The organism is Bradyrhizobium sp. 155 (assembly GCF_023101105.1).
Lineage (GTDB): Bacteria > Pseudomonadota > Alphaproteobacteria > Rhizobiales > Xanthobacteraceae > Bradyrhizobium > Bradyrhizobium canariense_D.
In genome coordinates this window covers 2,598,355-2,623,191 of record NZ_CP064704.1, presented here as the reverse complement: position 1 = coordinate 2,623,191, position 24,837 = coordinate 2,598,355, and the positions used below count along the sequence as shown (strand labels likewise).

The 24,837-nt window shown below is 65.0% G+C and carries 20 protein-coding genes and 1 pseudogene; 6 read left to right on the top strand and 15 right to left on the bottom strand.

All coding sequences use genetic code 11. The features are described from left to right. Window positions 1-142 precede the first annotated feature (142 nt). From IVA93_RS12655 to IVA93_RS12625, 7 genes and pseudogenes are all read right to left on the bottom strand, one after another. Window positions 143-421: a DUF1127 domain-containing protein gene (locus tag IVA93_RS12655; RefSeq protein WP_085348852.1), complete on the bottom strand. Its 279-nt coding sequence runs from the start codon at window positions 419-421 to the stop codon at window positions 143-145. A gap of 285 nt (window positions 422-706) precedes the next feature. Next, window positions 707-1,123 carry an SRPBCC family protein gene (locus tag IVA93_RS12650; protein ID WP_085348818.1) on the bottom strand — a complete coding sequence of 139 codons (417 nt, stop codon included), beginning with the start codon at window positions 1,121-1,123 and terminating at the stop codon, window positions 707-709. A gap of 163 nt (window positions 1,124-1,286) precedes the next feature. Next, complete coding sequence (gene murJ, locus IVA93_RS12645; RefSeq protein WP_247541677.1) at window positions 1,287-2,813, bottom strand: murein biosynthesis integral membrane protein MurJ; 1,527 nt, start codon at window positions 2,811-2,813, stop codon at window positions 1,287-1,289. 43 nt (window positions 2,814-2,856) lie between these two features. Next, window positions 2,857-4,008, bottom strand: a complete 1,152-nt coding sequence (locus IVA93_RS12640) for a DegT/DnrJ/EryC1/StrS family aminotransferase (protein WP_247541691.1) — start codon at window positions 4,006-4,008, stop codon at window positions 2,857-2,859. A gap of 39 nt (window positions 4,009-4,047) precedes the next feature. Further along, entirely contained in the window at window positions 4,048-5,052 is a 1,005-nt protein-coding gene (locus IVA93_RS12635) for a Gfo/Idh/MocA family protein (RefSeq protein WP_026233387.1), read from the bottom strand. Between the two features lie 184 nt (window positions 5,053-5,236). Then, the gene (locus IVA93_RS12630; RefSeq protein WP_247541676.1) at window positions 5,237-6,649 is read right to left on the bottom strand and encodes a mannose-1-phosphate guanylyltransferase/mannose-6-phosphate isomerase; all 1,413 of its coding nucleotides are present in this window, start codon (window positions 6,647-6,649) and stop codon (window positions 5,237-5,239) included. Between the two features lie 7 nt (window positions 6,650-6,656). Beyond that, window positions 6,657-6,927 (bottom strand): annotated as a pseudogene (locus IVA93_RS12625) (UDP-glucuronate 5-epimerase); the annotation flags it as partial. 210 nt (window positions 6,928-7,137) lie between these two features. On the opposite strand from IVA93_RS12625, the gene IVA93_RS12620 reads away from it, so the two are divergent. After that, the gene (locus IVA93_RS12620; RefSeq protein ID WP_204511778.1) at window positions 7,138-8,097 is read left to right on the top strand and encodes a lysylphosphatidylglycerol synthase transmembrane domain-containing protein; all 960 of its coding nucleotides are present in this window, start codon (window positions 7,138-7,140) and stop codon (window positions 8,095-8,097) included. Beyond that, complete coding sequence (locus tag IVA93_RS12615) at window positions 8,094-9,113, top strand: MraY family glycosyltransferase (protein WP_204511779.1); 1,020 nt, start codon at window positions 8,094-8,096, stop codon at window positions 9,111-9,113. The genes IVA93_RS12620 and IVA93_RS12615 overlap by 4 nt, the downstream gene beginning before the upstream one ends. Here IVA93_RS12615 and IVA93_RS12610 read toward each other — a convergent pair. The 6 genes from IVA93_RS12610 to rfaD all read right to left on the bottom strand — a co-directional run bounded on the left by IVA93_RS12610 (window position 9,101) and on the right by rfaD (window position 17,053). Further along, a complete protein-coding gene (locus IVA93_RS12610; protein ID WP_247541675.1) occupies window positions 9,101-10,048 on the bottom strand; it encodes an NAD-dependent epimerase/dehydratase family protein in 948 nt (315 codons plus the stop codon). The two genes, IVA93_RS12615 and IVA93_RS12610, sit on opposite strands and share 13 nt — an antisense overlap. Continuing rightward, window positions 10,045-11,265: a glycosyltransferase family 4 protein gene (locus IVA93_RS12605; protein WP_247541673.1), complete on the bottom strand. Its 1,221-nt coding sequence runs from the start codon at window positions 11,263-11,265 to the stop codon at window positions 10,045-10,047. Before IVA93_RS12605 ends, IVA93_RS12610 begins: the two co-directional genes overlap by 4 nt. Before the next feature lie 2 nt (window positions 11,266-11,267). Beyond that, window positions 11,268-13,181, bottom strand: a complete 1,914-nt coding sequence (locus IVA93_RS12600; protein ID WP_247541671.1) for an SDR family NAD(P)-dependent oxidoreductase — start codon at window positions 13,179-13,181, stop codon at window positions 11,268-11,270. 109 nt (window positions 13,182-13,290) lie between these two features. Further along, a complete protein-coding gene (locus IVA93_RS12595; RefSeq protein WP_247541669.1) occupies window positions 13,291-14,580 on the bottom strand; it encodes an O-antigen ligase family protein in 1,290 nt (429 codons plus the stop codon). Then, window positions 14,577-16,061 (bottom strand): D-glycero-beta-D-manno-heptose-7-phosphate kinase, encoded by a 1,485-nt coding sequence (rfaE1, locus tag IVA93_RS12590; protein WP_247541668.1) that lies wholly within the window; start codon window positions 16,059-16,061, stop codon window positions 14,577-14,579. Before rfaE1 ends, IVA93_RS12595 begins: the two co-directional genes overlap by 4 nt. Before the next feature lie 11 nt (window positions 16,062-16,072). Continuing rightward, complete coding sequence (rfaD, locus tag IVA93_RS12585; protein WP_247541667.1) at window positions 16,073-17,053, bottom strand: ADP-glyceromanno-heptose 6-epimerase; 981 nt, start codon at window positions 17,051-17,053, stop codon at window positions 16,073-16,075. 173 nt (window positions 17,054-17,226) lie between these two features. Between rfaD and waaF the strand changes: the two genes are divergently transcribed. Next, window positions 17,227-18,297 carry a lipopolysaccharide heptosyltransferase II gene (waaF, locus tag IVA93_RS12580; protein WP_247541666.1) on the top strand — a complete coding sequence of 357 codons (1,071 nt, stop codon included), beginning with the start codon at window positions 17,227-17,229 and terminating at the stop codon, window positions 18,295-18,297. 176 nt (window positions 18,298-18,473) lie between these two features. Here the strand turns inward: waaF and IVA93_RS12575 are convergent, their stop codons facing one another. Continuing rightward, on the bottom strand, window positions 18,474-19,511 hold the full coding sequence (locus IVA93_RS12575; RefSeq protein ID WP_247541665.1) for a glycosyltransferase family 4 protein: 1,038 nt from the start codon (window positions 19,509-19,511) through the stop codon (window positions 18,474-18,476). A gap of 125 nt (window positions 19,512-19,636) precedes the next feature. On the opposite strand from IVA93_RS12575, the gene galE reads away from it, so the two are divergent. The 3 genes from galE (at window position 19,637) to IVA93_RS12560 (ending at window position 23,309) form a co-directional block, all read left to right on the top strand. After that, window positions 19,637-20,650 carry a UDP-glucose 4-epimerase GalE gene (gene galE / locus IVA93_RS12570; protein ID WP_247789817.1) on the top strand — a complete coding sequence of 338 codons (1,014 nt, stop codon included), beginning with the start codon at window positions 19,637-19,639 and terminating at the stop codon, window positions 20,648-20,650. Between the two features lie 118 nt (window positions 20,651-20,768). Next, on the top strand, window positions 20,769-22,571 hold the full coding sequence (locus IVA93_RS12565; protein ID WP_247370160.1) for an ABC transporter ATP-binding protein: 1,803 nt from the start codon (window positions 20,769-20,771) through the stop codon (window positions 22,569-22,571). Window positions 22,572-22,607: 36 nt separating this feature from the next. Beyond that, entirely contained in the window at window positions 22,608-23,309 is a 702-nt protein-coding gene (locus IVA93_RS12560; RefSeq protein ID WP_247370158.1) for a fumarylacetoacetate hydrolase family protein, read from the top strand. Window positions 23,310-23,373: 64 nt separating this feature from the next. On the opposite strand, the gene IVA93_RS12555 is transcribed toward IVA93_RS12560, so the two are convergent. Further along, complete coding sequence (locus IVA93_RS12555) at window positions 23,374-24,714, bottom strand: MFS transporter (protein WP_247370156.1); 1,341 nt, start codon at window positions 24,712-24,714, stop codon at window positions 23,374-23,376. Between the last annotated feature and the right edge of the window lie 123 nt (window positions 24,715-24,837).

Genomic DNA, 24,837 nt, shown 5'->3' with positions numbered 1-24,837 from the left:
CTCGGTCATTTCGCCGTGAGGAACGGTCCGCTTGATGGCATGATAGTTGCCGAACCCGCCTGCAGTGCACGCCTGAGAACAAGCAGCCGTGCTGACGGCTGCTTGCTCGCAAAGCGCATCTCCGCTTCGGATGGCTCATCAGTTACATCCCCCCGCGGCTCCATAGATCTCTGGCGTGATCCCTCAGCCTATCGATAGCCCGTTCCGGCGAGATGTAGTCGATCTCGCCGCGCGTCAGGCCGATATCCATCAGCTCCCGGTCACTCAGGTCCCGCAAGGCGATTTGTGGGCCCTGCCGCCAGCGCCAGTCCTGGAGCGCACGCCAGTATCGCGCGAGCAAGCCTGGGATGCTCCACGTCGAGGCAAGCTCGAGGGGGAGCCTCTCCGGCTCGGATGTCATGATCGTCTGTTGGGGTGGCATGGGACGCTCCTGCTGTTGTGCCGGCAGGGAAGCGTGGCCAAACAAAAGGCCCCGTCCGATGCCGGCGGGGCCTGGTGAAAAGATGTCGTCGTAGAATTCCTAGCGCACGACTCCTTCCACGGCCCAGCCGAAGCGGGTCATGTGGTTGCGGTTGAGTTTGCGCGACGATTTGATCATGCGCTGCGACTACCACAGCGATCGCGCAAAATCAAGAGATGTGTAGAGGTTCGCTGCATCCTGGAGGCGAGTCCCTTACTCTGGCGCTTTCTTGCCCCTACACACGCCTCAGGACTTCGTCTGCTTCGCTTCCACGTATCGTGCGAAGTTGTCGAGGATTGCCTGCCAACCGCCTTGCTGCTGCTCGACCGAGTGCGTCGATTCGCCATCGAAGACCACGCGAACCAGAATGCCCTTCGGGCCGGGCACAAACTCGACTTCGGCATTTCGCTCGCCGAACGCGTATTCGATACGCTTGTGCTCGACGATTTTCGTGTAGGTACCGGCGAAGTCAAAGCCCATGCTGCCGTCCTTGGCCTCCATGCGCGATGAGAAGACACCGCCTTCTCGCAGGTCGACGGTCGCCTTGGTCGTATGCCAGTCGTCGGACGCGGCGTTCCACTTCATGATGTCGGCAGGCGTCGTATAAGCGCGCCAGACCTGATCGATGGGGGCTGCTACGTTGGTTTCGACGGTGATCCTCATAAACAGTGCTCCTGGTTCGAATTTTGCCGGCTCGAGGTGACGGCATCACGTCACGTGTGCAGGGTCCATCCGCCGCACTTCCGAGATGTGTCCATCCAAGGACGATCGAGACTGGCCCGTGCCGACAAGCTCGAGCCGTCGATGCGTTGAAAATATGAAAAAGTTAACCCCGCACCAGTGAGACCAGCCAGCGGCGCCCGAACAGCGCAAGGATGGCGAGCGCATAGACGATCGTACCTCCGACGGCCAGCAGAAGCAGCGTCAATTCGTCCCGGAAGTGCATCGAGCCCAACGAAGGACTGCTGAAGCGCGCGATGAGCCAGAAGGCGGCGGCCAGGATGAGCCCGGTCAGCAGGAATTTGGCGAGCGACAACAGCCAGGCGCGGTCCGGCACGAGAAAGCCTCGCCGCACCGCGAAGAACAGCACCAGTAGCAGGTTGGTCCAGACGCCGACGGCAGTGGCCAGCGCAAGCCCGATCTGGGCCAGCGATCCCATCAAGGCAATTTTCAAGGCGACGTTGACCGCGATGCCGGTCAGCGACGCCCGCACCGGCGTCGCCGTGTCCTTGCGCGCGTAGAAGGTCGCGACCGCGCTGCGGATCAGTACGAAGGGGATCAGGCCGATGGCATAGGCCGCGAGCGTGGCGCCGGCAGCGGCGGCATCGGCTTTCGAGAACGCACCACGGGCGAACAGCGCGCGCATGATCGCGTCGGGCACGGTGAGGAAGGCGGCGACGAACGGCACCGAGAACAGCAGCGTTAAATCGAACGCGCGGCGCTGCGCCTTCATCGCACCGTCTTGGTCGTTGGCCGTGATCCGCCGCGACATCTCCGGCAGCAGCACCGTGCCGATGGCAATGCCGATCACGCCAATCGGGAGCTGGTTGAGACGGTCGGCGTAATACAGCGCCGACAGCGCGCCCGCCGGCAGGAAAGTCGCGATGATGGTGTCGGCAAACAGCGCGAGCTGCGTGCCCATCGAGCCCAGCGTCGCCGGCCCGAGTGCTTTAAAGAATGCGCGGACGTCTTCGTCGAGCTTGAGCGGCGCAAAGCGCGGCAGGCCGCCATGGCGGGCGAGATCGCCGGCGAGCAGGAAATACTGCAAAAAACCCGAGATCAGGACACCCCAGGCGGCAGCGTGGCCCGCGCCGGGAAGCCATGCGGCGAGCGCCAGCGTCATCATCATCGAGATGTTGAGGAAGATCGACGCGGCTGCGGCGCTCGCGAAGCGCTGCATCACGTTGAGCATGCCGCCGTAGAGCGTCACCAGCGTGATCAGCAGCAGATAGGGAAAGGTGATCCGGGTCAGCTCGATCGCGAGCTTGCGCTGCTCGGCGTCCTCGGAAAAGCCGGGCGCCAAAATGCTCATGGCCTGCGGCATGAACACCCAGGCGACGATCAGCAGCACCACCTGCGAGGCCAGCAGCAGCGTGAAGATGCGGTCGGCGAACAATCTTGCCGCCCCCTCCCCGCGCTCACCGTGCACGTGCGCATAGGCCGGCACCCAGGCGGCGTTGAAGGCGCCCTCGGCGAAGATCGCACGGAAATGGTTGGGCAGCCGCAGCGCCACGAAAAAGGCGTCGGCCACGGGGCCGGCGCCGAGAATCGCCGCAAGCATGATGTCGCGGGCAAATCCCGTCAGCCGCGAGAGCAGCGTGTAGCCACCAACCGTGAAGATACGTCCGAGCATCGTTCCCTTCTAAAGGAAGAGCTCGCGCAGCAAAACGGGGAAATCAGGCTGAAAGCGCGCCGCGCACGGCCGCGATGATTCGCTCCTGATCGGCTTCGGTCAAATAGGCATGCATCGGCAGGCTGATGACGTCCTGCGACAGGCTCTCGCAGCCCGGCAGGCCGCCCTCGGCGACCGGGTACTGCTTGTAGGCCGTCTGCTGATGCATCGACTTGCCGTAGTAGATCGCCGTCGGCACGCCCTGGGCCTTCAGCGCGGCGGCAAAGCCGTCGCGGTCGGTACCCTCAGGGAGGCGGATCGTGTACTGCGCCCAGACCGACGTATTGCCGGGCGCCACGCGCGGCACCGTGACCACATTACCGAGACCGCGCGCGTAGCGCTCAGCGACCTTGTTGCGGGCGGCGATCTCGTCGTCGAAGATCTTCAGCTTCTCGATCAGGATCGCGGCCTGCATGGTGTCGAGCCGGCCGGTCAGGCCGAGGCGGACGTTGTCGTATTTGTCGACGCCCTGCCCGTGCACGCGGATGCTGCGCAGCGTCGCCGCGAGCTCGTCGTCATCGGTGAAGATCGCGCCGCCGTCACCGAAGCAGCCGAGCGGCTTCGCGGGAAAGAAGCTGGTCGCGGTGGCGAGCCCAAAGGTGCCGAGCTTGCGGCCCTTGTAGCTCGCGCCAAAACCCTGCGCAGCGTCATCGAGCACGAACAGGCCTTCGGCCTTGGCGATCTCCGCGATGGCGTCGTGATCGGCCGGCTGGCCGAACAAATCGACCGGAATCACCGCGACCGGCTTGAGGCCGGCCTTGCGGGCGGTCGCGATGCCGCGCTTGAGCGATTCCGGGCTCATGTTGAAGGTGGTCTCGTCGACGTCGACATAAACCGGCGTCGCGCCGGTCCGGGCCACGGGCGAAGCCGTCGCGATGAAGGTGAAGGACGGACACAGCACGGCGTCGCCCGGCCCGACATTCTTCGCCATCATCACCATCAGGATCGCATCGGTGCCGCTGGCGCAGCCGATGACGTGCTTGGCGCCGCAATAGGCCGCAAGCTGCTTCTCGAGCTCGGCGACTTCAGGGCCGTTGACGAACTGACAATGATCGAGAACGCGCTTCACGGCGGCATCGAGCGAGTCGCCGAGCCGGCGGCGCTGCGAGGCGACGTCGATGAAGGGAATGGGTTCGGAACGCAGATGCTGGTTCATGGCGCCTTGCGGGTTTTGATCGGTCAACATGGAATGGGATCAGCCGGCGACGCGGCGCGGGCCCTTGAGGGCGGACGACTTGGCGGCGGGCCGCGACGGCGTTTCCAGGCACTGCGTCGCGATCTCGAGGCTGGCGACGCCTTCGTCACCGGTGACCGCCGGCGTCTCGCCGTTGCGCACGGCCTTGAGGAACGCGATCAGTTCGGCGCGGAGCGGCTCGTCATGGCCGACCGGAAGATGCCGCATCGAATAGCTGCCGTCAGGCTTGAAGCCGAAACATTCGGTGACCTGGCGCGTCAGGAGATCGCCCATCACGTATTTGCCGCGGGTCGCGACCGTGACGCTGCGCGCCTTGAACGGCGTCAGCCAGTTGGTGTTGATGTGCGCGAGCACGCCGTTGGCGGTGCGGAACTGCAAGAGCGCGATGTCCTCGCGCTCGGCGACCGCACTCGACAATTGCGGCTGCACCTCGACGATGTCGGATTCGGTGAACCAGCGGATCAGATCGATGTCGTGCACGGCAAGATCGATGACGACGCCGACATTGGACATGCGCGGCGGGAATGGGCCGACGCGCGTGATCGCGATCGACAGAATATCCTCGCCCGCGATCGCCTGCTTGACGGCGGCAACGGCCGGATTGAAGCGCTCGACATGGCCGACCATCAGCGTCACGCCGGCCTTTTGCGCAGCCGTGACGATCTCGCGGCCTTCCGCGACCGTGGACGCAATCGGCTTCTCGACCATCACGTGGATGTTCTTGGCGATGCAGGCGAGCGAGACCTCGTGATGCAGATGAGTCGGCGCCGCAATGGTGACGGCATCGACGCCTTCGGCCAGCAGCTGGTCGAGCGTCTCGAAGCTCGCGCAATTGGCAAGCTCCATCGCCCGCGTGCGATGTGCCGGCGAAGGATCGACGACGCCGACCAGGCTGACGCCGGGAAGACCCGCGAGCACGCGCGCGTGGTTGCTGCCCATCACGCCGGCGCCAATGACGCCGACGCGCAAGCCGGCCTTTGCCGGTGCAGATCCTGTGGAACTCATGTGAGCAAACCCCGATTCAACGCAAATCCCCGGGGCGCTTCTAGCACGGACGCCACATTTGTGGCGAATGCGGAGCTAGCGGTCCGGACACGATTTGATTCAAAAAGTTACACGTTTCCCGGGCCTTAAGCCTCTGGAAGAGACCACTCTTTTGGCCCGGGTCGCGTGATTCGGAGTGTGCTGGTTACGACCTTTGATAGTCGTCTTCAATCCGGATGATGTCGTCTTCCCCGAGATAGCTTCCCGTCTGGACCTCGATCAGCTCCAGCATGATTTTACCGGGGTTCTCCATCCGGTGCACCGCGCCCATCGGGATGTAGATGGACTCGTTCTCGTGCACGCTTTTGACGGTCTCGTTGACGGTGACGCGGGCCGTGCCGCGGACCACGATCCAGTGCTCGGCGCGATGATGGTGCTTCTGCAGCGACAGACGCCCGCCCGGCTTCACCACGATGCGCTTGACCTGATGGCGCTCGCCATTGTCGACCGACTGGTAGCTGCCCCAGGGCCGATGCACCTTGAGGTGCTCCTCGGTGACCTTCGGTGCGACCGCCTTGAGTTTTGTGACCAGCCGCTTCAGCCCGTTGGCATCCTTCTGGCGCGAGACCAGCACCGCGTCCGCGGTCGCGACCACGATGAGATCGTCAACGCCTTCGAGTGCGACCAGCGCGGCATCGGTGGTGACGTTGCAGTTGCGGCTATCTTCGAACACGGCGGCGCCGTGCGCGGCATTGCCTTGCGCGTCCTTGTCCGACAATTCCCACACCGCGTGCCAGGAGCCGACGTCGGACCAGCCGCACGACACCGGCACGACCGCTGCGCGCGCGGTCTTCTCCATCACCGCATAGTCGATCGAGATCGCCATGGCCGCGCCGAACGCCTCGGGCTCCAGCGTCACGAAGCCGAGATCGCGACCGGCATTGGTCACGGCATTGGAAATCGCCTCCACGCTCGCCGCATCGACCTTGCGGTATTCGTCGAGCAGGACGCTGGCCGGGAACATGAAGTTGCCGCTGTTCCAGAGATAGCCGGAATTGAGGTAGTCGGCCGCCTTCACCGCATCCGGCTTCTCGACGAAGCGCGCGACCGCGTGCACCTCACCGGAGATGACCTCGCCCGGGCTGATATAGCCGTATTCGGTGGCCGGCCGCTCCGGCTTGACGCCGAAGGTGACGATGCGCCCGGCGCTCGCGGCGGTGAGGCCCTGGCGGCACGCCGCGACGAACGCGGCATTGTCCTGCACCACGTGGTCGGCGGCGAGCGCGAGCACGATCGCCTCACTCGAGCGGTTCTGCGCAAACACCGCGCCGGCGGCGATCGCAGGACCGGAATCGCGCCGCATCGGCTCGAGGATCACGTCGGCCTCGATGCCGATTTCCGCGAGCTGCTCCAGCACCATGAAGCGGTAGGAGGCATTGGTAATGACGATCGGGCGATCGAACAGCGAGGCCTCGGAGACGCGGAGCAGCGTGTCCTGGAAGGTCGAGCGCGTGCCGAACAGCGGCAGGAACTGCTTGGGGCGCACCTCGCGCGAAGCCGGCCACAGCCGCGTTCCGGCACCGCCGCACATGATCAGGGGGATAATGCGTTTGTCCATCGTCATTTCAAACCTTGAGGTCGTTCCGATACCAGGTGACAAAAATTACGAATTCCGTGCGCGATCGGCGTTGACGGTGCAAAGCCGCTATCGCGCATCAGATCCTCGACATCCGCGAACGTTTCCAAAAGGTCTCTCGGCAGCAATTCTTTGATCGCCGTCCGACCCAGCTCCGGCTCCAGAACTCCGACGACGTGCATCAGCTCTTCCGGGTGGTGGTTGCCGACATTGTAGACCTTAGACGGCGCATTTGCGGCAGCCGGACGATCTGCGGTGATCCCTCATCCTGTTCCCAAGGACCGCTTCGCCCGATCTTTCGCCCGCGGCGCCTCTTTAGCCTCCGCATCGACGGGGCCGCAATAGCCGGCCGCCCTGCATGCGGGCTCCTGATCACCGCTATTGCAAGATCGGCGCCAAAACCATACCAAAGCGGCCGAATTCGGCGCCTTGCGTCGGGTTGCTTCAAAACCCTTGTTCATGCGGGCGAAATGCGCCGAATCCTGCTGTCGACGGCCAAGATCCTGATTTCCGGAGCGCTGCTATACCTGGCGCTACGCAAGGTCGATCTGTCCGAACTGTTTTCGCGCTTCACCCTGACCAGCCTGTTCTGGATCGGCTTGGCGATCGCCGTCACGTTCCTGCAAATCTTCGTCGGCGTGTTGCGTTGGCGCGAGATCAGCGCCGCATGCGGCGCCCCGCTCGAGCTCGGCCGGGCCATGCGCTACAACGTAATCGGATCGTTCTTCAACCAGACCCTGCCCTCGGCGATCGGCGGCGATGCGGTCCGGCTGTGGCTCGTCGCGCGCGCCGGCGCCGGCTGGCGCGCTGCGACGTACTCGATCTTCGTCGACCGCGCGATCGGTTTGATCGCGCTCGCGATCATGATCGTCGCGAGCCTGCCCTGGAGCTACGGCCTCATCGCCGATCCGCACGGGCGCTCGGCGCTGCTGCTCGTCGACCTCGCGGCGCTCGCGGGTGGCCTCGGCTTCCTGGTCTTCGGCGCGCTGAAATGGCACTGGCTGAAAACCTGGTGGGCCACGCATCACATCCACGCCTGTGCCGTGATCGCCAACCGCGTGATCTTCAGCCGCTCGCGCGGACCGGCCGTCGTGATCCTGTCGCTCGCCGTGCATGTGCTGGCCGTCGTGGTCGCCTGGTGCGTCGTGCAATCGATCGCCGCGCCGGTCGGATTCAGCGACGTCTTTATGCTGGTGCCACCGGTGATGCTGATCACGATGATGCCGATCTCGATCGCCGGCTGGGGCGTGCGGGAAGCCACCATGGGCCTCGCGTTCGGCTTCGCGGGCCTGGCCGCAAACGAGGGCGTCAACGTCTCGCTGCTGTTCGGCGCCGTGTACTTCATCGTCGGCGCGATCGGCGGTCTGGTCTGGATCCTCAGCGCCGAGAAAGCCGCGCAGGGATCGGCGCCGCTCGGAGTGCCGGAGTGAGCGCGGCCATCGATGCGCTCGGCGCCGTCCCCTCGCTGCTTGCCGTTGCGATTGCCGCGCTGGTGTCGGGCGTCATCACCTGGACCAGCCGCCCCCTGCTCCAGCGTTACGCATTGGCGCGGCCCAACGCGCGGTCCTCTCATCGCATCCCGACCCCGCAGGGTGCGGGCATTGCCGTGATATCAGCGACGCTGCTGGTCGCATCAGCCTGGGCAGTCTGGGCGAACGTCGCGATTCCGCCGGCGCTGATCGCTGCGACAGTCTTGATCGCCGTGGTCGGATTTGCCGACGACATCAAGTCGCTGCCGGTGCTGGTACGGCTCGTGCTGCAGGCCGCAGCCGTCGGTGCCGTCGTGTTCACCACGCCCGAGACCGCGCGCATCGTGCCGGCGCTGCCGCTCGCCCTGGAGCGCGGACTGATCCTGCTGGCGGGCGTGTGGTTCGTGAACCTCGTCAACTTCATGGACGGGCTCGACCTGATGACGGTGGCGGAAGTGGTGCCGGTCACCGCGGCGCTGCTGCTGCTGGGACTGCTCGGCGATCTGTCGTGGCCGGCCGCGCTGATCGCCGCGGCGCTGTGCGGCGCCATGCTCGGCTTTGCGCCGTTCAACAAGCCGGTCGCAAAAGTCTTCCTGGGCGATGTTGGCAGCCTGCCGATCGGCCTTTTGCTCGGCTGGTGCCTGCTCGAGCTCGCTTGGCGCGGGCAGCCCGCCGCGGCGCTGTTGCTGCCGGCCTATTACCTCGTGGATTCCACCATCACGCTGTTCCGGCGCATCGCCAGGCGCGAGCAGTTCTGGTCGGCGCATCGCTCGCATTTCTACCAGCGCGCCACCGACCACGGCTTCACGGTCTCCCGCGTGATCGGCGAGGTGTTCGCGCTCAATCTCGTGCTCGCGGGGCTTGCCATCGCCACCGCTCGCGCCGGCTCGGTGACGATCACGTTGATCGCGCTGCTGGCGGGCGCTATCGCGATCGGCGTTGTGCTGCGGCGGTTCTCCCGTCCTCAGGCGTCCTGAGCCGCCAGCGCCAGCCGCAGCCCCTCGTCGAGAGACACCGGCGGCTGCCACCCGGTCGCAATCGCCTTGGACAGGTTGAGCTCGAGCGAACCGATCAGGCTGTCCTGCGTATCCGGCCGGCCCATCACTCTCAGCAGCGTCCCGAGCAGGTCCGGCGGCATGCCGAACAGCCGCGAGTTCTTGCCGGCAGCCTTGGCCAGGCGCGCGACGAACTCGGACGTCGAGACCTGCTCCCTGTCGGCCACCAGGAAGATCTCGAAATTGCTCGCGGGATCTGGGTGAGAGAGCCGTTGCACGATGAACGACGACAGGTTCTGCACGGCAAGGAAGGCGCGGTGATTGCGGATCGCGGCAAAGGGCAGCGGCAGCCCGAGATTCACTGCGCGCGTCAACAGCGCGAAATTGCCTTTGGCGCCCGCACCATAGACCAGCGGCGGCCTGATCACCGAGATCTTCATGGCGCTGTCGCGCGCCAGCGTCTTCAAGCCCGCTTCGGCCGCGGCCTTGGACATGCCGTAGAGACCGCGCGGCGTCAGGACATCGTCCTCGCTGAACGGCGCGCGCCCGTCATTGCTGCGACCGTGCACGAGAACGGTGCTGATGAAGATGAACTGGCGCACGCCGGCCGTCGCCGCGCTGTGCGCCAGCTGCAGCGTGCCGGCAATGTTGACGTTGCGGTAGAGCTGGACCGCATGCTCTTCGTGCTTGTGATGCACCCGCGCGGCGAGATGAACGACGGCGTCGACGCCTTGAAGCGCGGCCTGCCAGTCGGTTTCGGGGCCGATCGTTTCGATCACGACCTCGTCGTCGATGCCTTCCGGCCTGCGCACCGCGCGGCGGATCGACCAGCCCTCGCGCGCCAGCGCGGGCACGACATGACGGCCGACGAAACCGCTCGCCCCCGTCACCAGCACGACTGGCTTGCGCTCGTTCATCGTTGCTCCGGCAGTTCGGGGTTGCGCAACAATTCGTCGGCCAGGGCGGCATAGGCGTTCATCGCGGTGGCCCGATCGAACTTCGCCGCCGCCTTCACCGCACGCTCCGCAAAGGCGACACCGTCGGAGCGAGACGCCGCGCGGATCGCCTCGGCCAGTTGATCGGCACGGCCCGGCGTCACGACCCAGCCCAGCCCGTTCTCCACCACGGTCAACGCGGCCTCGGCCTCCGGTTCGGAGACCAGCACCACGGGACGGCCGACCGCCAGCAGATTGTAGAACCGGCTCGGCACCGACACCCCCGCAACGTCCTTCCGGTACGGAATGATCCAGAGATTGGCAGCCGCCAGGAATGGTTCGAGCTCGGCATCCTCGACCCGTCCCACGAAGGAGACATTGGGCAAGTTCGCCTCAGTCTGCAACTGCTTCAACCGCTCGAAGCCGATGCCCCAGCCGGAGAGCAGGAAGTGGACGTCAGGCTCGGCCCTCAAAAGACGCGCCGCCTCGAACACGATCTCCGGATCATGGGTGAAGCCGAGATTGCCCGACAGGCCGACAACGAAACCCGCCGAGAGCGCTTTGCGGAACGGATTATCCGCCGTCACCGGCCGGGGTGCGGCCACGAGCGTCGCCCAGTTCGGGATGAAGCGGATCTTGTTCCGCGTCATGCCGGAATAGCTCAGTAGCGGCCGTTCCGCATCGCGGCCGATGGTGATGACGGCATTGAGCGCGCGGAACATCAGGCCGTTGGCGGCGCGCATCGTCATGGTGATGATCGAACCGGGCTTCAGCAGGCCCGCCATCACCAGCACGTCCGGGAAGAGGTCGTGCATGATCAGCGCCGAACGCGCACCCTTCAGCCTCGCCGCCGCCGCGACTGCGTAAGGCAGCATGAACGGTGCGGTGACGGTGAGCACGACGTCGCCTCGCCTCAGCTCCCGTGTCAACGCCAGGAACGTGCGCACCGTGAACAGCAGCTCGGAGGCGCCGCGCCGCACCAGCGCCGCCTTGCCCGCCATCCGGTTCTTGACGGCGACGACCCGCGGCTTGCCCGGGCCGGTCTGCGAGGCCGGCAACGCGCCCGGTGAGCCCGACAGCACCACGACGTCGTGATCCCCGGCGATGCGGCAGGCGATCTCGGCCATGATCGCCGCGGTCGTGCTCGGATCAGGCGGGTAATGCTGGCTCGCCACGACAATCTTGCCTCGAGGCTGCATGATCAGGCCGCGGTCGACCCGAATTCCGGAATCGCGTCCTTCAGGATGGTCCTGATGGTGGCCCGATCGTCGCGCGCGATCGCCTGCTCCAGCGCCGCAATCCATTTGCGCAGCGTCTGCATCGGCGGCTCGTTCGGCTGCGCGGCCATGATGCCGGCGACGCCGATCTCGCGGGTCGGCTCCTCGGAGGCGAACAGGATTTCGTGCAGGCGTTCGCCGGGCCGCATGCCCGTGAACACGATTTCGATGTCGTAGCCGGGTTGCAGGCCCGAGAGACGGATCATGCGCTCGGCGAGATCGACGATCTTCACCGGCTGGCCCATGTTGAGCACGTAGACGGACACGTCCGAGCGCTGCGTTCCGAGCGCATGCGTTGCCGCTGTGATGACGAGATCGCAGGCCTCGCGGATGGTCATGAAGTAGCGGACCATGTCGGGGTGCGTGACCGTCACGGGACCGCCGGCATCGATCTGGGCCTTGAACTTCGGCACCACCGAGCCGTTCGACGCGAGTACGTTACCGAACCGGACCGAGATCAGCCGCATCGACCGCCTGGCGCCGCCGTGACCCGCCGCAAGATCATGGTCGAGCGCCTGGCAATACATCTCGGCGAAGCGCTTGGTCAGGCCGAGCATCGACACCGGCTCGATCGCCTTGTCGGTCGAGATCATCACCATGGCTTCGGCGCCGGCGCTGTGCGCGGCATCGGCAACGTTGATCGAGCCGAAGATGTTGGTCTTGACGCCCTCGCTCCAGTCGCGCTCGAGGATCGGCACGTGCTTGAGCGCGGCGGCATGGAACACGATGTCCGGCTTGAACTCGGCCATCAGGCGCATGATGCGCTCACGGTCGCGGATGTCGGCGATCCGCCCTTCGATCGAAGCAGCAGTGCCGAGCGCCGCGAGCGTCTCCGTGATCGCATAGAGCGCCGGCTCGGAATTTTCCACGATCAGAAGGCGCGCGGCGCCGAACGCGACGACACGCTCGCAGATCTCGGAACCGATCGAGCCGCCTCCACCGGTGACGATCACCGCCTTGCCCTCGATCAGGGCCTCGAGCCGCGCATAGTCGATCTTTTCGCTCGGCCGCAGCAGCAGGTCCTCGACGGCGACGGCCGTGAGCCGTGGGGTATCGCCGCTCTCGAGCGAGGGCATGCGGCTCACGATCACGCCGAGCTTGCGCGCCCGCATCAGGATCGATTCGGGATGGGCCTCCGGCTCGAATGCCGTTGGCGTCATCACGACGCGCGCGATCCCCTTGCCGCGCTTCGTGAAGTCGGCGATGACATCCTCGATGTCGTCGACGCCGCCCAGAACCGGGACGTTGCGGATGAACTGGCCGCGATCGGAACTCGACGGCGACAGCACGCCGACCGGCCAGATGCGCTTGATCGCCCCGCTCTCGATTCCGCGCAACAGCACCTCGGCATCCGCGGCGCGGCCGATCAGCAGCGTCGGCGCGGCATCTCCGGTGCGGGCGTGACGCCGAACCCGCGTATAGCGGAAATAGCGGTAGGCCATGCGCAACGCGCTGAGGAAGGAGATCTCGAGGAACCAATAGAGGACGATGGTCACCTTGCCGAGGAAGAAGGCGCCACGGACGTTTGGGGCGACGAAGATGTAGTCGAGCGCCAGGAGCGCAACCGTCAGCACGGTCGCGACGCGGATGATGTTCAGCGCGTCGGGCAGCGAGATGAAGCGCCATTTCGTCGTGGTCAAGTTGAAGACGAAGAACACGACCACGCTGAAGGCGAGAAAATAGGGCAGGATCTGAATCAGCAGCGGCAGGCGGTCGAAGAAGCCGTCGCCGCCCTCGAAGCGCAGATAGAAGGCGGCGAACAGCGCCGCCGTGGTCGCCAGCAGGTCGTGGAGCGCGATCATGAAATTGCGCAAGGTGAGATGCGAAAGACGCGTCATCCGCTGACCGAAAATCCAGTTAGATGCAACCTGATCGCGCTGATAACCCATCTCGGCCGGACATGCCAGTCAAGGCTTGTCAGTCAAGGTTTGCCATCCGGCCGGCCGTTCAGGAACCTGCTTCCGCCGCTTTCGCCCCGGCCTGCTGGGCCCGGATCACCATGCCGCCGGCAACGCCGACACCGATGACGTACATCCAGCCCTCGTGGAAGTCGAACAGATGGGAGTTGAACAGCGAGGTGAAGACGTTCTGGACCACGACCAAGAGGCCGACCCAGTTTGCGAGCCCGTCGCCGCGAAACAACAGCAGATGCAGGATCCAGATGGCGTAGAGAGCGGCGACCCCGATGATGCCCCATTGCACGGCCACGTTCAGCGTCTGGTTATGCGGGTTGCCGATCACCTCGGCGGACGCCTGATACTGAGCATCGCCCGGCGTCGCGGCACGTTCGAACAATCCGCGCGTCGAGCCCGTGCCGTGCCCCTTGACCGGCGCCTCCGCGAAGAAGCCGAGGGATTTTCGCCAGAATTCGAGCCGCAAGCCGGCCGAGGTCGGCGCGCCTTTTTCGACATAGCGCGTGTAGTCGCTGGCAAAGCTGTCGGCGGTCTTGCGCAATTGCGGCGAGGCCTGCCAGGCGAGAACCGCGCCCGCGAGCAGGGCGGCGGAGATGATCGCGATGCTGCGCCATCTCAGATGAAGCAACGCAAACACACCGAACAGGACCGGAATGGTGAGGAGCGCGGTGCGCGATACCACCACGAACACCATGTTGACGAAGAAGGCGAGTGCAAGGGCCGTGAGCGGCCCGGCGATCCAATAGCGCTTCTGGCGCAGCAACTGCACGATCGGATAGGCGAGCGCGACCGCGCAAAGCGTGAACTCCTGGCTCTGGTCGATGTAGTTCTTGACGAAGATTCCGCGCTCGACGCGGTCGGATTTGAGCGCGAGGTCTGGGTAGAAGGCGACGAGCCAGGACATTACCGACAACAGCGCGCAGGACATTAGGAAGGCGACGAACACCCAATGTCCGCGCGGCGAGCGCGCAAAATGATAGAACAGGACCGGCAGCACCAGCAGCTTGACGGTCGGATTGACCGCGTAGAAGCGCGCCCCCCAGGCCGCGTCCGACCACAGCGTCCCGACCAGCGCGAGCAGGACCAGCGCAATCGGCGCCGCACAGATCGGACGCTTGAGCGATTGCAGGAACTCACGGACGTCGAGGAACGGCACCATGCAGAGCAGCATCAGGACATTGAATATCGCCGCAAGCGACGTCGACCATGGCAGCGAGGCCGCAGTCAGGATCGCAAACAGATCGACCGTCTCGGACCAGGCCGCCGGACTGCGCAGACGCCGCCACAGCACCTGGCCGGTCGTCGCCCCGGCGAGCGTCGTCACTTGCCCTCTCCCCGCGCGCGATGAACCAGCGCCGTCGTGCTGAAGCCCTGGAGAATGTCGACCAGCACCACGGTCCCGCCCGCGGCCTCGACGACCTCATGGCCGACCACCTGCTCGCGGGTGTAATCACCCCCTTTGATCAGCGCGCTCGGCTTGATGCGGGTGATCAGGTCGATCGGCGTATCCTCATCGAAAATAACGACCAGATCGACGGCTTCGAGCGCCGCCAGCACTTCCGCACGCGCTCGCTCGTCCTGAACGGGGCGGTCGGCGCCCTTCAGCCGCCGTACCGAGGCGTCGCTGTTCAGCCCCACGATCAGGCGGTCGCAGGCGGAGCGCGCCGCTGTCAGCACCTTGACGTGGCCGGGATGCAGGATGTCGAAGCAGCCATTGGTGAAGCCGACGCGCTGGCCTTGCTTCTTCCATTCCGCGAGCTGCGCGTCGAGCGCGCCGGGCTCGAGCACGATCTTCTCCTCGGCCGCGAGATAGGCATGCGGCAAGATCTTTCGCTTCAGTTCGGCCGCACTCACGCTGGCGGTGCCCTGCTTGCCGACGGCGACGGCGGCCGCGGCACTGGCCATGCGAAGCGCCGTGTCCCAGTCCGCGCCCGTGGCGAGCGAGACCGCGAGCGCCGCGGCAACGGTGTCGCCGGCGCCGGAGACGTCGCGCACCTTGACCGGAAACGCCGGAACGTGAACGGCCTCGCCGTTGCGCGGCACCAGCGTCATGCCGTGCTCGCCTTGGGTGACGAGGATCGCTTCGCAATCGGCGAGCCGCATCACGTCCTCGCTGGCATCGACGATGCTCTGCGGCGTGTCGGCGCGGCTTCGGGTCGCTTCCGAAAATTCCTTGCGATTGGGCGTGAGCAGCGTCGCGCCGCGATAGATCGCCCAGTTCAGGCTTTTGGGATCGACGATCACGGGCTTGCCGAGTTTTCGCGCGGCGTCGATGGTGTGGCGGATGACGCGGGCGGTCAGCACGCCCTTGGCGTAGTCGGACAGCAGCACGATGTCGGCGCGCGCGATCTGCGGCAGGATCGCTTCGATCAGCTTGGTCTCGATCGTATCGGAAGCAGGCTGTGCCTGCTCCCAATCCGCACGCAGCATGTGCGTGGAAAAATGCTCGGAGACGAAACGCACTTTTCGCGTGGTCGGACGCGAGGGATCGCACACCAGCACGCTTTCGATGGCGCCCTGCTCCGCAAGCGTCGAGGCGAGCTGCCTGCTCGCCTCGTCCTCGCCGACGAGGCCGACGAAGATGCAGCGCGCGCCGAGCGCGGCGACGTTGCGCGCCACATTGCCGGCGCCGCCGATATGGATCTCGCTGCGCTGGGCCGCGATGACAGGCGCCGGCGCCTCCGGCGATATCCGCGACACCTCGCCATAGACGAACTCGTCCAGCATGATGTCGCCGATGCACAGCACCGTGCAGCCTGAGACGGCTTGCGCGAGGGCATCGAAATCGAGAATGGGCGTCGGCATGGTGATGGACCTCAGCGGAAGCGGTCGGGCCGGTCGAGATAATCCCCGACATAGGCCCTCACCGCGTCCTCGAGCGTCGTGAAACCGCCATTGTAGCCGGCGCGGTGGAGGCGATCGACCTCGCTCTGGGTGAAGTACTGGTAGCTGCCGCGGATCTGCTCGGGCATGTCGATGTATTCGATGTTGGGGCTGGCGCCGAGCGCGGCATAAGCCGCCAGCATCAGGTCCCTGAAGCTGCGTGCCTTGCCGGTGCCGACATTGAACAGCCCGGACACCGAGGGCGTTGCCAGCAGCCACATGATCACGCGCACGACGTCGTCGACATAGATGAAATCGCGGCGCTGATCGCCGTCGGCGATGCCCTCGCGATGCGACTTGAACAATTGCACGACGCGGCCCGCTTTGACGTCGTCGAAGCGGCGCGCCAGAACGCTCATCATCGAGCCCTTGTGGTATTCGTTGGGGCCGAACACGTTGAAGAATTTCAGTCCGGCCCATTGCGGCGGCAGCTTCTCGCCGTTCGCGGCGCGCTTGGCGACGGCGAGATCGAACAGGTGCTTGCTCCAGCCGTAGAGGTTCATCGGCCGCAGTTTTTTCAGTGCAGACACAGAGCTGTCGTCGTCAAATCCTGCTTCGCCGTCGCCATAGGTCGCCGCCGAGGAGGCGTAGATCAACGGCACCGCATTCGCCGTGCACCAGTCCAGGAGGCGCATCGACAGGCGGAAATTGGTCTCGAACACCAGGTCGCCGTCGGTCGCGGTGGTCGCGGAAATCGCCCCGAGATGGATCACGGCATCGAGCTTGCGGCCCTGCAGCCAGTCCGGCAGCTCAGCTGGCGGCACGATATCCAAAAGCTGCCGCTTGGCGAGGTTGCGCCATTTGCCCTCGTTGCCAAGGAAATCGCAGACGACCACGTCGCTGCGGCCGGCCTCGTTCAGCGCGGCGACGACATTTGATCCGATAAAACCGGCCCCGCCGGTCACCAGCAACATTCCAACTTCCCTGCCAGATTCCGCCTGCCCGAAGTTTTGCGGCCCGGTTCTGCCCTAGCGCATGATCCGCCAAAGTGTAAGCGGTTTTGGGATTGCCACTCAGCCGGCTTTACCTGCTGGCCCGGAGCGGCTAACCGAACCGCCACATCAGCGCACCCCGGCCTTTTTAACGAATGAACCAAGATTCGCAATTTAGTGGGGAGGCAGATCAGGGCGACACGCGCCCGATCCTGATCGTCCCCTACATGTGGATCGGCGATTTCGTCCGGAATCACACCGTCGTGCGGGTCCTGAATGAGCGCTGGCCGAACCGGCCGGTCGATCTGCTCACGACCTCCCTATGTGCGCCCTTGGTCGATTACATGCCCGGCGTGCGCGAAGCGATCGTCTGGGACCTGCCGCGCGGCCGGCTCGCCGTGGGCCGTCAGCTCGGCCTGGCGAAGCTCCTGCGCGAGCGGAACTACGGCACCGCCCTGGTGCTGCCCCGGACCTGGAAGGCCGCCATTGCGCCCGCTTTGGCCGGGATTCCGGAAAGGGTCGGCTTCGTGGGCGAGTTCCGATTCGGCCTGCTCAATCGCTGGCGCTGGGGCGAAAAGAAGCTGCCCCGCTTCATCGACAAGAACGCCGCCCTCGCCCAGCCCGATGGCGCCCCGCTGCCTCCGGAATGGCCGGTGCCGCAGTTGCGGGTTCAGGCCGAGGACATCGTCCGCTGGCGGCAGGCCAATGGCCTCAGCGCCGGCGCCGCGGTGGCGCTGGCCCCCGGCTCGGTCGGCGTCTCAAAACGTTGGACCTACTATCCCGAGGCCGCCCGCTTGCTGGCCGAGCGCGGCCTTGAGGTCTGGGTTGTCGGCGGTCCCGGGGAAAAGGGCCTGGCCCAGGAGATCGTCGCGGCCGGCGGCCCGGGGGTCCGGGACCTCACCGGCAATGATCTGCGCAACGGCGTGCTGGCCATGGCTGCAGCCGGCGTCGCGATCTCCAACGATTCCGGCCTGATGCACATCGCAGCCGCCCTGGGCACGCCGACCATGGGCATCTTCGGGCCGACCAGCCCCTATCTCTGGGCCCCCCTCAACGGCCTCGCCGCGACCGTGGTGCAGGACAAGAGCGTGCTCTCCTGCCAACCCTGCCAGAGCACGATCTGCAAGATGAACGACCACCGCTGCATGCGAGATATCGCGGCGAGCGAGGTGGTGGAGATTGCGCAGCGGGTACTGGGTGGGGTGGGGACAAGGGCTTCGACCTGAAGGCCGTCGAGGCTATGCCGACGATGACATCATACCGGTGTTTTGCCCGACGAGTCAATCGGCTTCGTAAAATCCGCAGCGTCGGGATGCCGGCCAAGCCATTGATTTCGTTGACCCCGGCTACTGTGCATGGGGTTGTTTTCGAGTTTTTTTGCTTGCTGCCCTGAAGGCGATGCTCAAAGCAGCGGCCGATAGACGTCCCCGATCCGTGACGCCTCCGCATCGAGACTGAATTGCGCGAGCACCCGTGCCCGCCCGCGCTCGCCCATAGCGATCGCGGCGGCCACGTCACGCATCAGCGGTTCGACCGCTGCAGCCAGCGCGTCCGCATCACCGGTCGGGATCAGCACGCCGGTCACGCCATCCTCGACCACGAGTTCGGCCGCCCCGGCGCGCGCGGCGACCAGCGCGCTGCCAGCCGCCATCGCCTCGATCAATGTCAGGCCAAAACCTTCGTTGCGCGAGGTGAAGGCGTAGATCGTCAGCCGCTGATACCAGCGCTGCACGTCTTCGATCGGCAGCTCGCCGATGATGACGATGCGCGATTGCAGGCCGGCGGCCTCGATCCGCTTCTTCAGGTCGTTTGCAAAAACGGTTTGCTCCGGTGTGACCTGGCCGACGATGATTGCGGTGAAATCCGGAAAGCGCGGCAGCAAGCGGCACATCGCATCGACGAACACATCGGTGCCCTTCTGCGCGCGTACCCGGCCGAAGCAGCCGATCGCATAGCGGCCCGGCAACGCGGTTTCCGCGAAGGCAGCAGTGCGGTCGAGCGGCGGCGCATAGATTGCGGTGTCGACGCCATGCGGAATCACTGTCGCCTTCACCTTCAGGAACGAGGCCGAAAGATCTGATGTCGCGATGATCGCGTCCATGCGCCGGATCAGCCAGCGCGTGATCCAGCTATGATGGCGCTGTGCCGCCGAGGTGAAGACGAGCTTGAGCGGCCAACCGAGCGCGCGCAACAGCACACCCGCGATCATCTCGTTGTTGCGGCGCGCGTGCCAGATCAGCGGCACCTTGCGGCGCCACAATCTCAGGAGATCGGCACCGCCCAGGCGTGCGATCCCCTCCGGCGCGTCGGAGCCGAACCACGCGGCGCGAAACAGCTTTGCCAGCCGCGGCGCCACCATCCGGTTGGTCGCGGTGACCCCGGAATAGCGCCTGTGCAGATTTGGCACGATCACTTCGAGATCGCCTGGGGAATTCGCCACGCCACTCTCCGTTTCGAAAGTCCCTATACGCAACATTAAGCATAGTGACCAGTTCAGCCGCGCCGATACCCACTCTTCACCACGTAAACGTTAGCTTGGAGCGTTGATCGAAGACGGGTGAGATCATGACTGTGCTTGTCACCGGCGGTGCCGGCTATATCGGAAGCCACACGGTTCTGGCGCTGACGGAAGCCGGCGAGGACGTCGTCGTGATCGACGATCTCTCCACCGGTTTCTCGTCCTATCTGCCCGAAGGCGTGCCGCTGTTCATTGGCGATGCCGGCGACGAGAACCTGCTCGAGGGCGTGATCGCCCAGCACAACATCGAGAGCATCATCCATTTCGCGGGCTCGGTGGTCGTGCCGGATTCGATGCGCGATCCGCTCGGCTATTACCGAAACAATTTCACGACCGCGCGCAACCTGCTCAACGTCGCGGTCAAGCGCGGCATCGACCGCTTCATCTTCTCCTCGACCGCGGCGGTCTACGGCGATCCGGACCAGGTGCCGGTGCCCGAGCATGCGCCGACACGGCCGCTGTCGCCCTACGGTTCGTCGAAGCTGATGACCGAGATCATGCTGCACGACGTCGCCGCCGCCTACGGCATGCAATACGTGACCTTGCGCTATTTCAACGTCGCCGGCGCCGATCCGCAGGCGCGCATTGGATTGGCCACCGTCGGCGCCACGCACCTGCTCAAGATCGCGGTGGAAGCCGCGACCGGCCAGCGCGCCAAGATCGACGTGTTCGGCACCGACTATCCGACCCAGGATGGCAGCTGCATCCGCGACTTCATCCATGTCACTGACCTGTCGCAGGCGCATCGCTCGGCGCTCGCTTATTTGCGCAACGGCGGCGCCTCGACGACGCTCAATTGCGGCTATGGCCGCGGCTACTCGGTGCTGGAGACCATCGACGCGGTGCGCCGTGTGTCGGGCCGCAGCTTCGCCGTGCAATACGCCCCGCGCCGGCCCGGCGACATCATGACCATGGTCGCCGACACCAGCCGGATCCGGGGCCTGCTCGACTGGAAGCCGCAATACGACGACCTCGAGACCATCGCCGCGCATGCGCTGGCGTGGGAGGACAAGCTGTTCCGCGAGCGCCACGGCGAGCTCCGCCAGGCCGCCTCGGCCTAGATTCCATCCGGGCGCAAGCCCTTAATTGGGCTTGAAAAGCGCTGGCTTAGCGGGCACAGAGGCCGCTCGATCCCTGACGCGCGGGCAGGCTTATTCCTGTGCCGTCAATGGACTGCGGATGGCTCAGTTTCCAAAGAAAATCACCGACGATCCCTATGCGGCTGCGGTGCTGATTCGCCGCCTGGTCACGGAACAGGGGATCATCTACTGGCGGCGCTACCTCGTCGCCTTCGCGCTGATGGCGCTTGCCGCCGGATCGACCGCGGGCGCGACCTACGTGCTCGGCCAGGTCATCAACCAGGCCTATGTCGACAAGAACATCCCGGGCATCGCGATGTTCTCGGGCATCACCGTGATCCTGCTCTTCATCAAGGGCGTGGCGACCTACGGCCACATGGTGATCCTGACCAAGATCTCCAACGCCATCCTCGCCACCAACCAGCGCCAGCTGTTCGCCAAGTTGATGCGCGAGAGCGTCGGATTCTTCTCCGAGCGGCATTCGTCGGAATTCCTGGCGCGGCTGACGGCCGGCGCGAAGTCCATCACCGATGTCCTCAACATGCTGGTCAACGCCGTCGGGCGCGACCTCATGATGCTGCTCGCCATGATCGGCGTGATGGTGTGGCAGGATCCGGTGATGTCGTTCATCGGCCTCGTCGCCGTGCCACCGGCGATGCTGGTGCTGCGCAAGCTGGTCAAGCGCATCAAGGGGCTCGCCTACAACCAGTTCACCGGCACCGCCGACATCCTCGAGACGATGCAGGAATCGCTGCAGGGGATCCGCACGGTGAAAGCATTCACGCTCGAAGACACCATGCAGACCCGCATCGACGAGAACATCGCGATCGTCGAGCGCAACGCCAACAAGATGGCTCGCGTCGCCAACCGCTCCAATCCGCTGATGGAGATGCTCGGCGGCTTCGCGGTCGCCGGCTGTTTGCTTTACGGCGGCTATAGCGTAGTCGCCCTCAACGCCACGCCCGGCGCGTTCTTTTCCTTCATGACCGCGTTCCTGATGGCGACCGAGCCGGCCAAGCGGCTGGCGCGGCTCAACATCGACCTCAACAGCCAGCTCGTTGGCGCCCGCATGCTGCTGGAAGTCGTCGACAGCCCCGCGAGCGAGCATTCCGACGACGACAAGCCGGCGCTGAAACTGTCGACTGCGCGCATCGAGCTGCGCGAGGTCAGCTTTTCCTATCGCAACGGTGAGACGGTCCTCAATCGCATGAGCTTTGTTGCCGAGCCCGGCAAGGTCACTGCGCTGGTCGGCCCCTCCGGCGGCGGCAAATCGACCGTGCTGGGGTTGCTGCTGCGCTTCTACGAGGTCACGCAAGGCGACATCGTGATCGACGGCCAGTCGATCGGCGCGGTCTCGCGAAAATCGCTGCGGGCCCAGACCGCCTATGTCGGTCAGGACGTCTATCTGTTCCGCGACACCATCCGCAGCAACATCGCGTTCGGCCGCGCGGGCGCGACTGAAGACCAGATCATCGACGCCGCCAAGGCGGCCTGCGCGCATGATTTCATCATGGGCTTCCCGCTCGGCTACGACACGCCCGTCGGCGAGCACGGCACGCAGCTGTCCGGCGGCCAGCGCCAGCGCATCGCGGTTGCGCGCGCGCTGATCAAGAACGCGCCGATCATCCTGCTTGACGAAGCCACCGCCGCGCTCGATTCCGAGTCCGAGCGGCAGGTGCAGGAGGCGATCGAGCATCTCTGCCAGAACCGCACCACCATCGTGATCGCGCACCGCCTGCACACCATTATGCACGCCGATGCGATCCTGGTGGTCGAGGGCGGCGAGATCGTCGAGCAGGGCCGGCATGACGAGTTGCTCCGCCGCGGCGGCCGCTACGCCTCGTTCTTCCGCCTGCAACATCACGACGCCGGTGCTCTGGCGCCGATCAGCGCAACCGCATAGAGTTCCCTTCAACCTCAAGAGCAGCGAGATCGCACCATGAACGCCGCCTCCTACGTCATCCCGCTTCCGACCCAGGCTTCGCTTCCCGTCATCGGGGAAAGCGGCCGTTATCCCGTGCGCCGCATCTGGTGCGTCGGCCGCAACTATCTCGAGCACATCCGCGAGATGGGCAATGACGAGCGCGCCCCGCCGTTCTTCTTCGCCAAGCACGCCGACATGCTGGTGCCCGACGGCGCCACCATTCCCTATCCGCCGCTGACCAAGGATCTTCATCACGAGGTCGAGCTGATCGTCGCGATGAAGAGCGGCGGCCTCAACATTCCTGCCGACAAGGCGCTCGACCATGTCTACGGCTATGCCGTCGGCATCGACCTGACCCGCCGCGACCTGCAGATCGCCTCGCGCAAGAAGGAGCGTCCGTGGGAGGTCGGCAAGTCGTTCGACTATTCGGCGCCCTGCTCCGCAGTGCAGCCGGCATCGAAGATCGGCCACCCCGCCAAGGGCAAGATCTGGCTCACGGTCAACGGCAAGGAAGCGCAGAAGGGCGACCTCACAGAGCTGATCTGGAACGTGCCCGAGATCATCTGGCAGCTCTCGCAGCAGGTGAAGCTCGCCGCCGGCGACATCATCATGACGGGTACGCCGGCCGGCGTGTCGCAGCTCCAGCCCGGCGACAAGCTCGAATGTGGCGTCGACGGCGTCGGCACGCTGAAGGTGAGCATCGGTCAGCCGGAATAAGGCTGAGCTCGAGATCACGGGACAGCAAAGCCCCGGGCATCGCGTCCGGGGCTTTTTTGCGGATTCAAGTTCGTCGCTCGTACGCCCCCGCGGCGTTGATGTCCTTTCCCGTGTAATCGGTCATCATCGCGGTCGCCACCAGCGTCACGACCGCGCAAATCGCTATGTAGATCGCGATCGCGGTCGCCGAGTGGAACGTGCCGTACAGCCAGGTAGCGATCAGCGGTGCGGGGCCGCCGGCGATCACGGATGCGAGCTGATAGCCTAGCGAGGAGCCGCTGTAGCGCAGGCGTCCGGTGAAGCTCTCGGCGATCAAGGCGGCTTGCGGTCCATACTGCATGTCGTGCGGAATCAGCGACAGGATGATCGCGAGGAAGATGATGGTCAGCGACCCCGTATTGAGCATGGCGAAATAGACGAAGCCGAAGATGCCCGTCACGGCAGCGCCGAGCATATACATGTTCTTGCGGCCGATCTGATCGGAGATATGTCCGCACAGCGGGATCGACACGAACGACAGCACGGAGGCCGAGAGCACCGCGGTCAGCAGGAAGTCGCGCGATACGTGCAGGGTGCCGATGCCATAGGAGAACACGAAGGCCGTGAAGATGTAGAACGGCGCCTGCTCCGACATGCGCGCAAAGGCAGACAGTAGAATCTCCTTCGGGTATTCCCGGATCACCGTGAGCATCGGCGTGCGATCGACCTGGCGTTCGGCCACGAGCCTAGAGAACACCGGGGTTTCGAGAATGCCGAGCCTGATATAGAGGCCCACGCCGACCAGGATGATGCTGAGCGCGAAGGGAATACGCCAGCCCCATGCCAGGAACTGATCACCCGCCATCTGGCTGAACACCAGCACGGCAAGATTGGCGAGGAAAAGCCCGCAGGGCACACCGAACTGCGGCCATGATGCGATCAATCCACGGGATCGATCGTTGCGCGCCCATTCCATCGACATCAGTACCGAGCCGCCCCACTCACCACCGACTCCGACGCCCTGAATGAACCGCAGCACGGTCAGGATCACGGCGCCCCAGATACCAATGCTGGCATAGGTCGGCACCACGGCCACCGCAGCGGTCGCCAGTCCCATCAAGAGCAAGGTCGCGATCAGCGTGGATTTACGTCCGATGCGGTCGCCATAATGGCCAAAGATTGCCGCGCCGACGGGCCGCGCGGCGAATCCGACCGCGTAGATCGCAAACGCCTCCAGCGTGCCGACCCAAGGATCGGAGTGAGGAAAGAAGAGCTTTGCGAAAACCAGACCCGTGACGGTGCTGTAAAGAAAGAAGTCATACCACTCGATCGCAGTCCCGATTGTGGAGGCGATCACGGCGCGGCGAAGCTGGCGCTGATGCTCGGGGGCGGTAAGTCGGGTGGCGTCGAGATCAAGGGTTGCCATGGGAGCGCATCCTCAGATAGGCCCCCGCTTGCGTGGTTTCACCTGTTATTGTTGCTGAAAAAACGACATTGGGTTCCAAGGGTTCCAACCGAGCTGGAATGAGAGGGTAAAACTTTAGTCGGC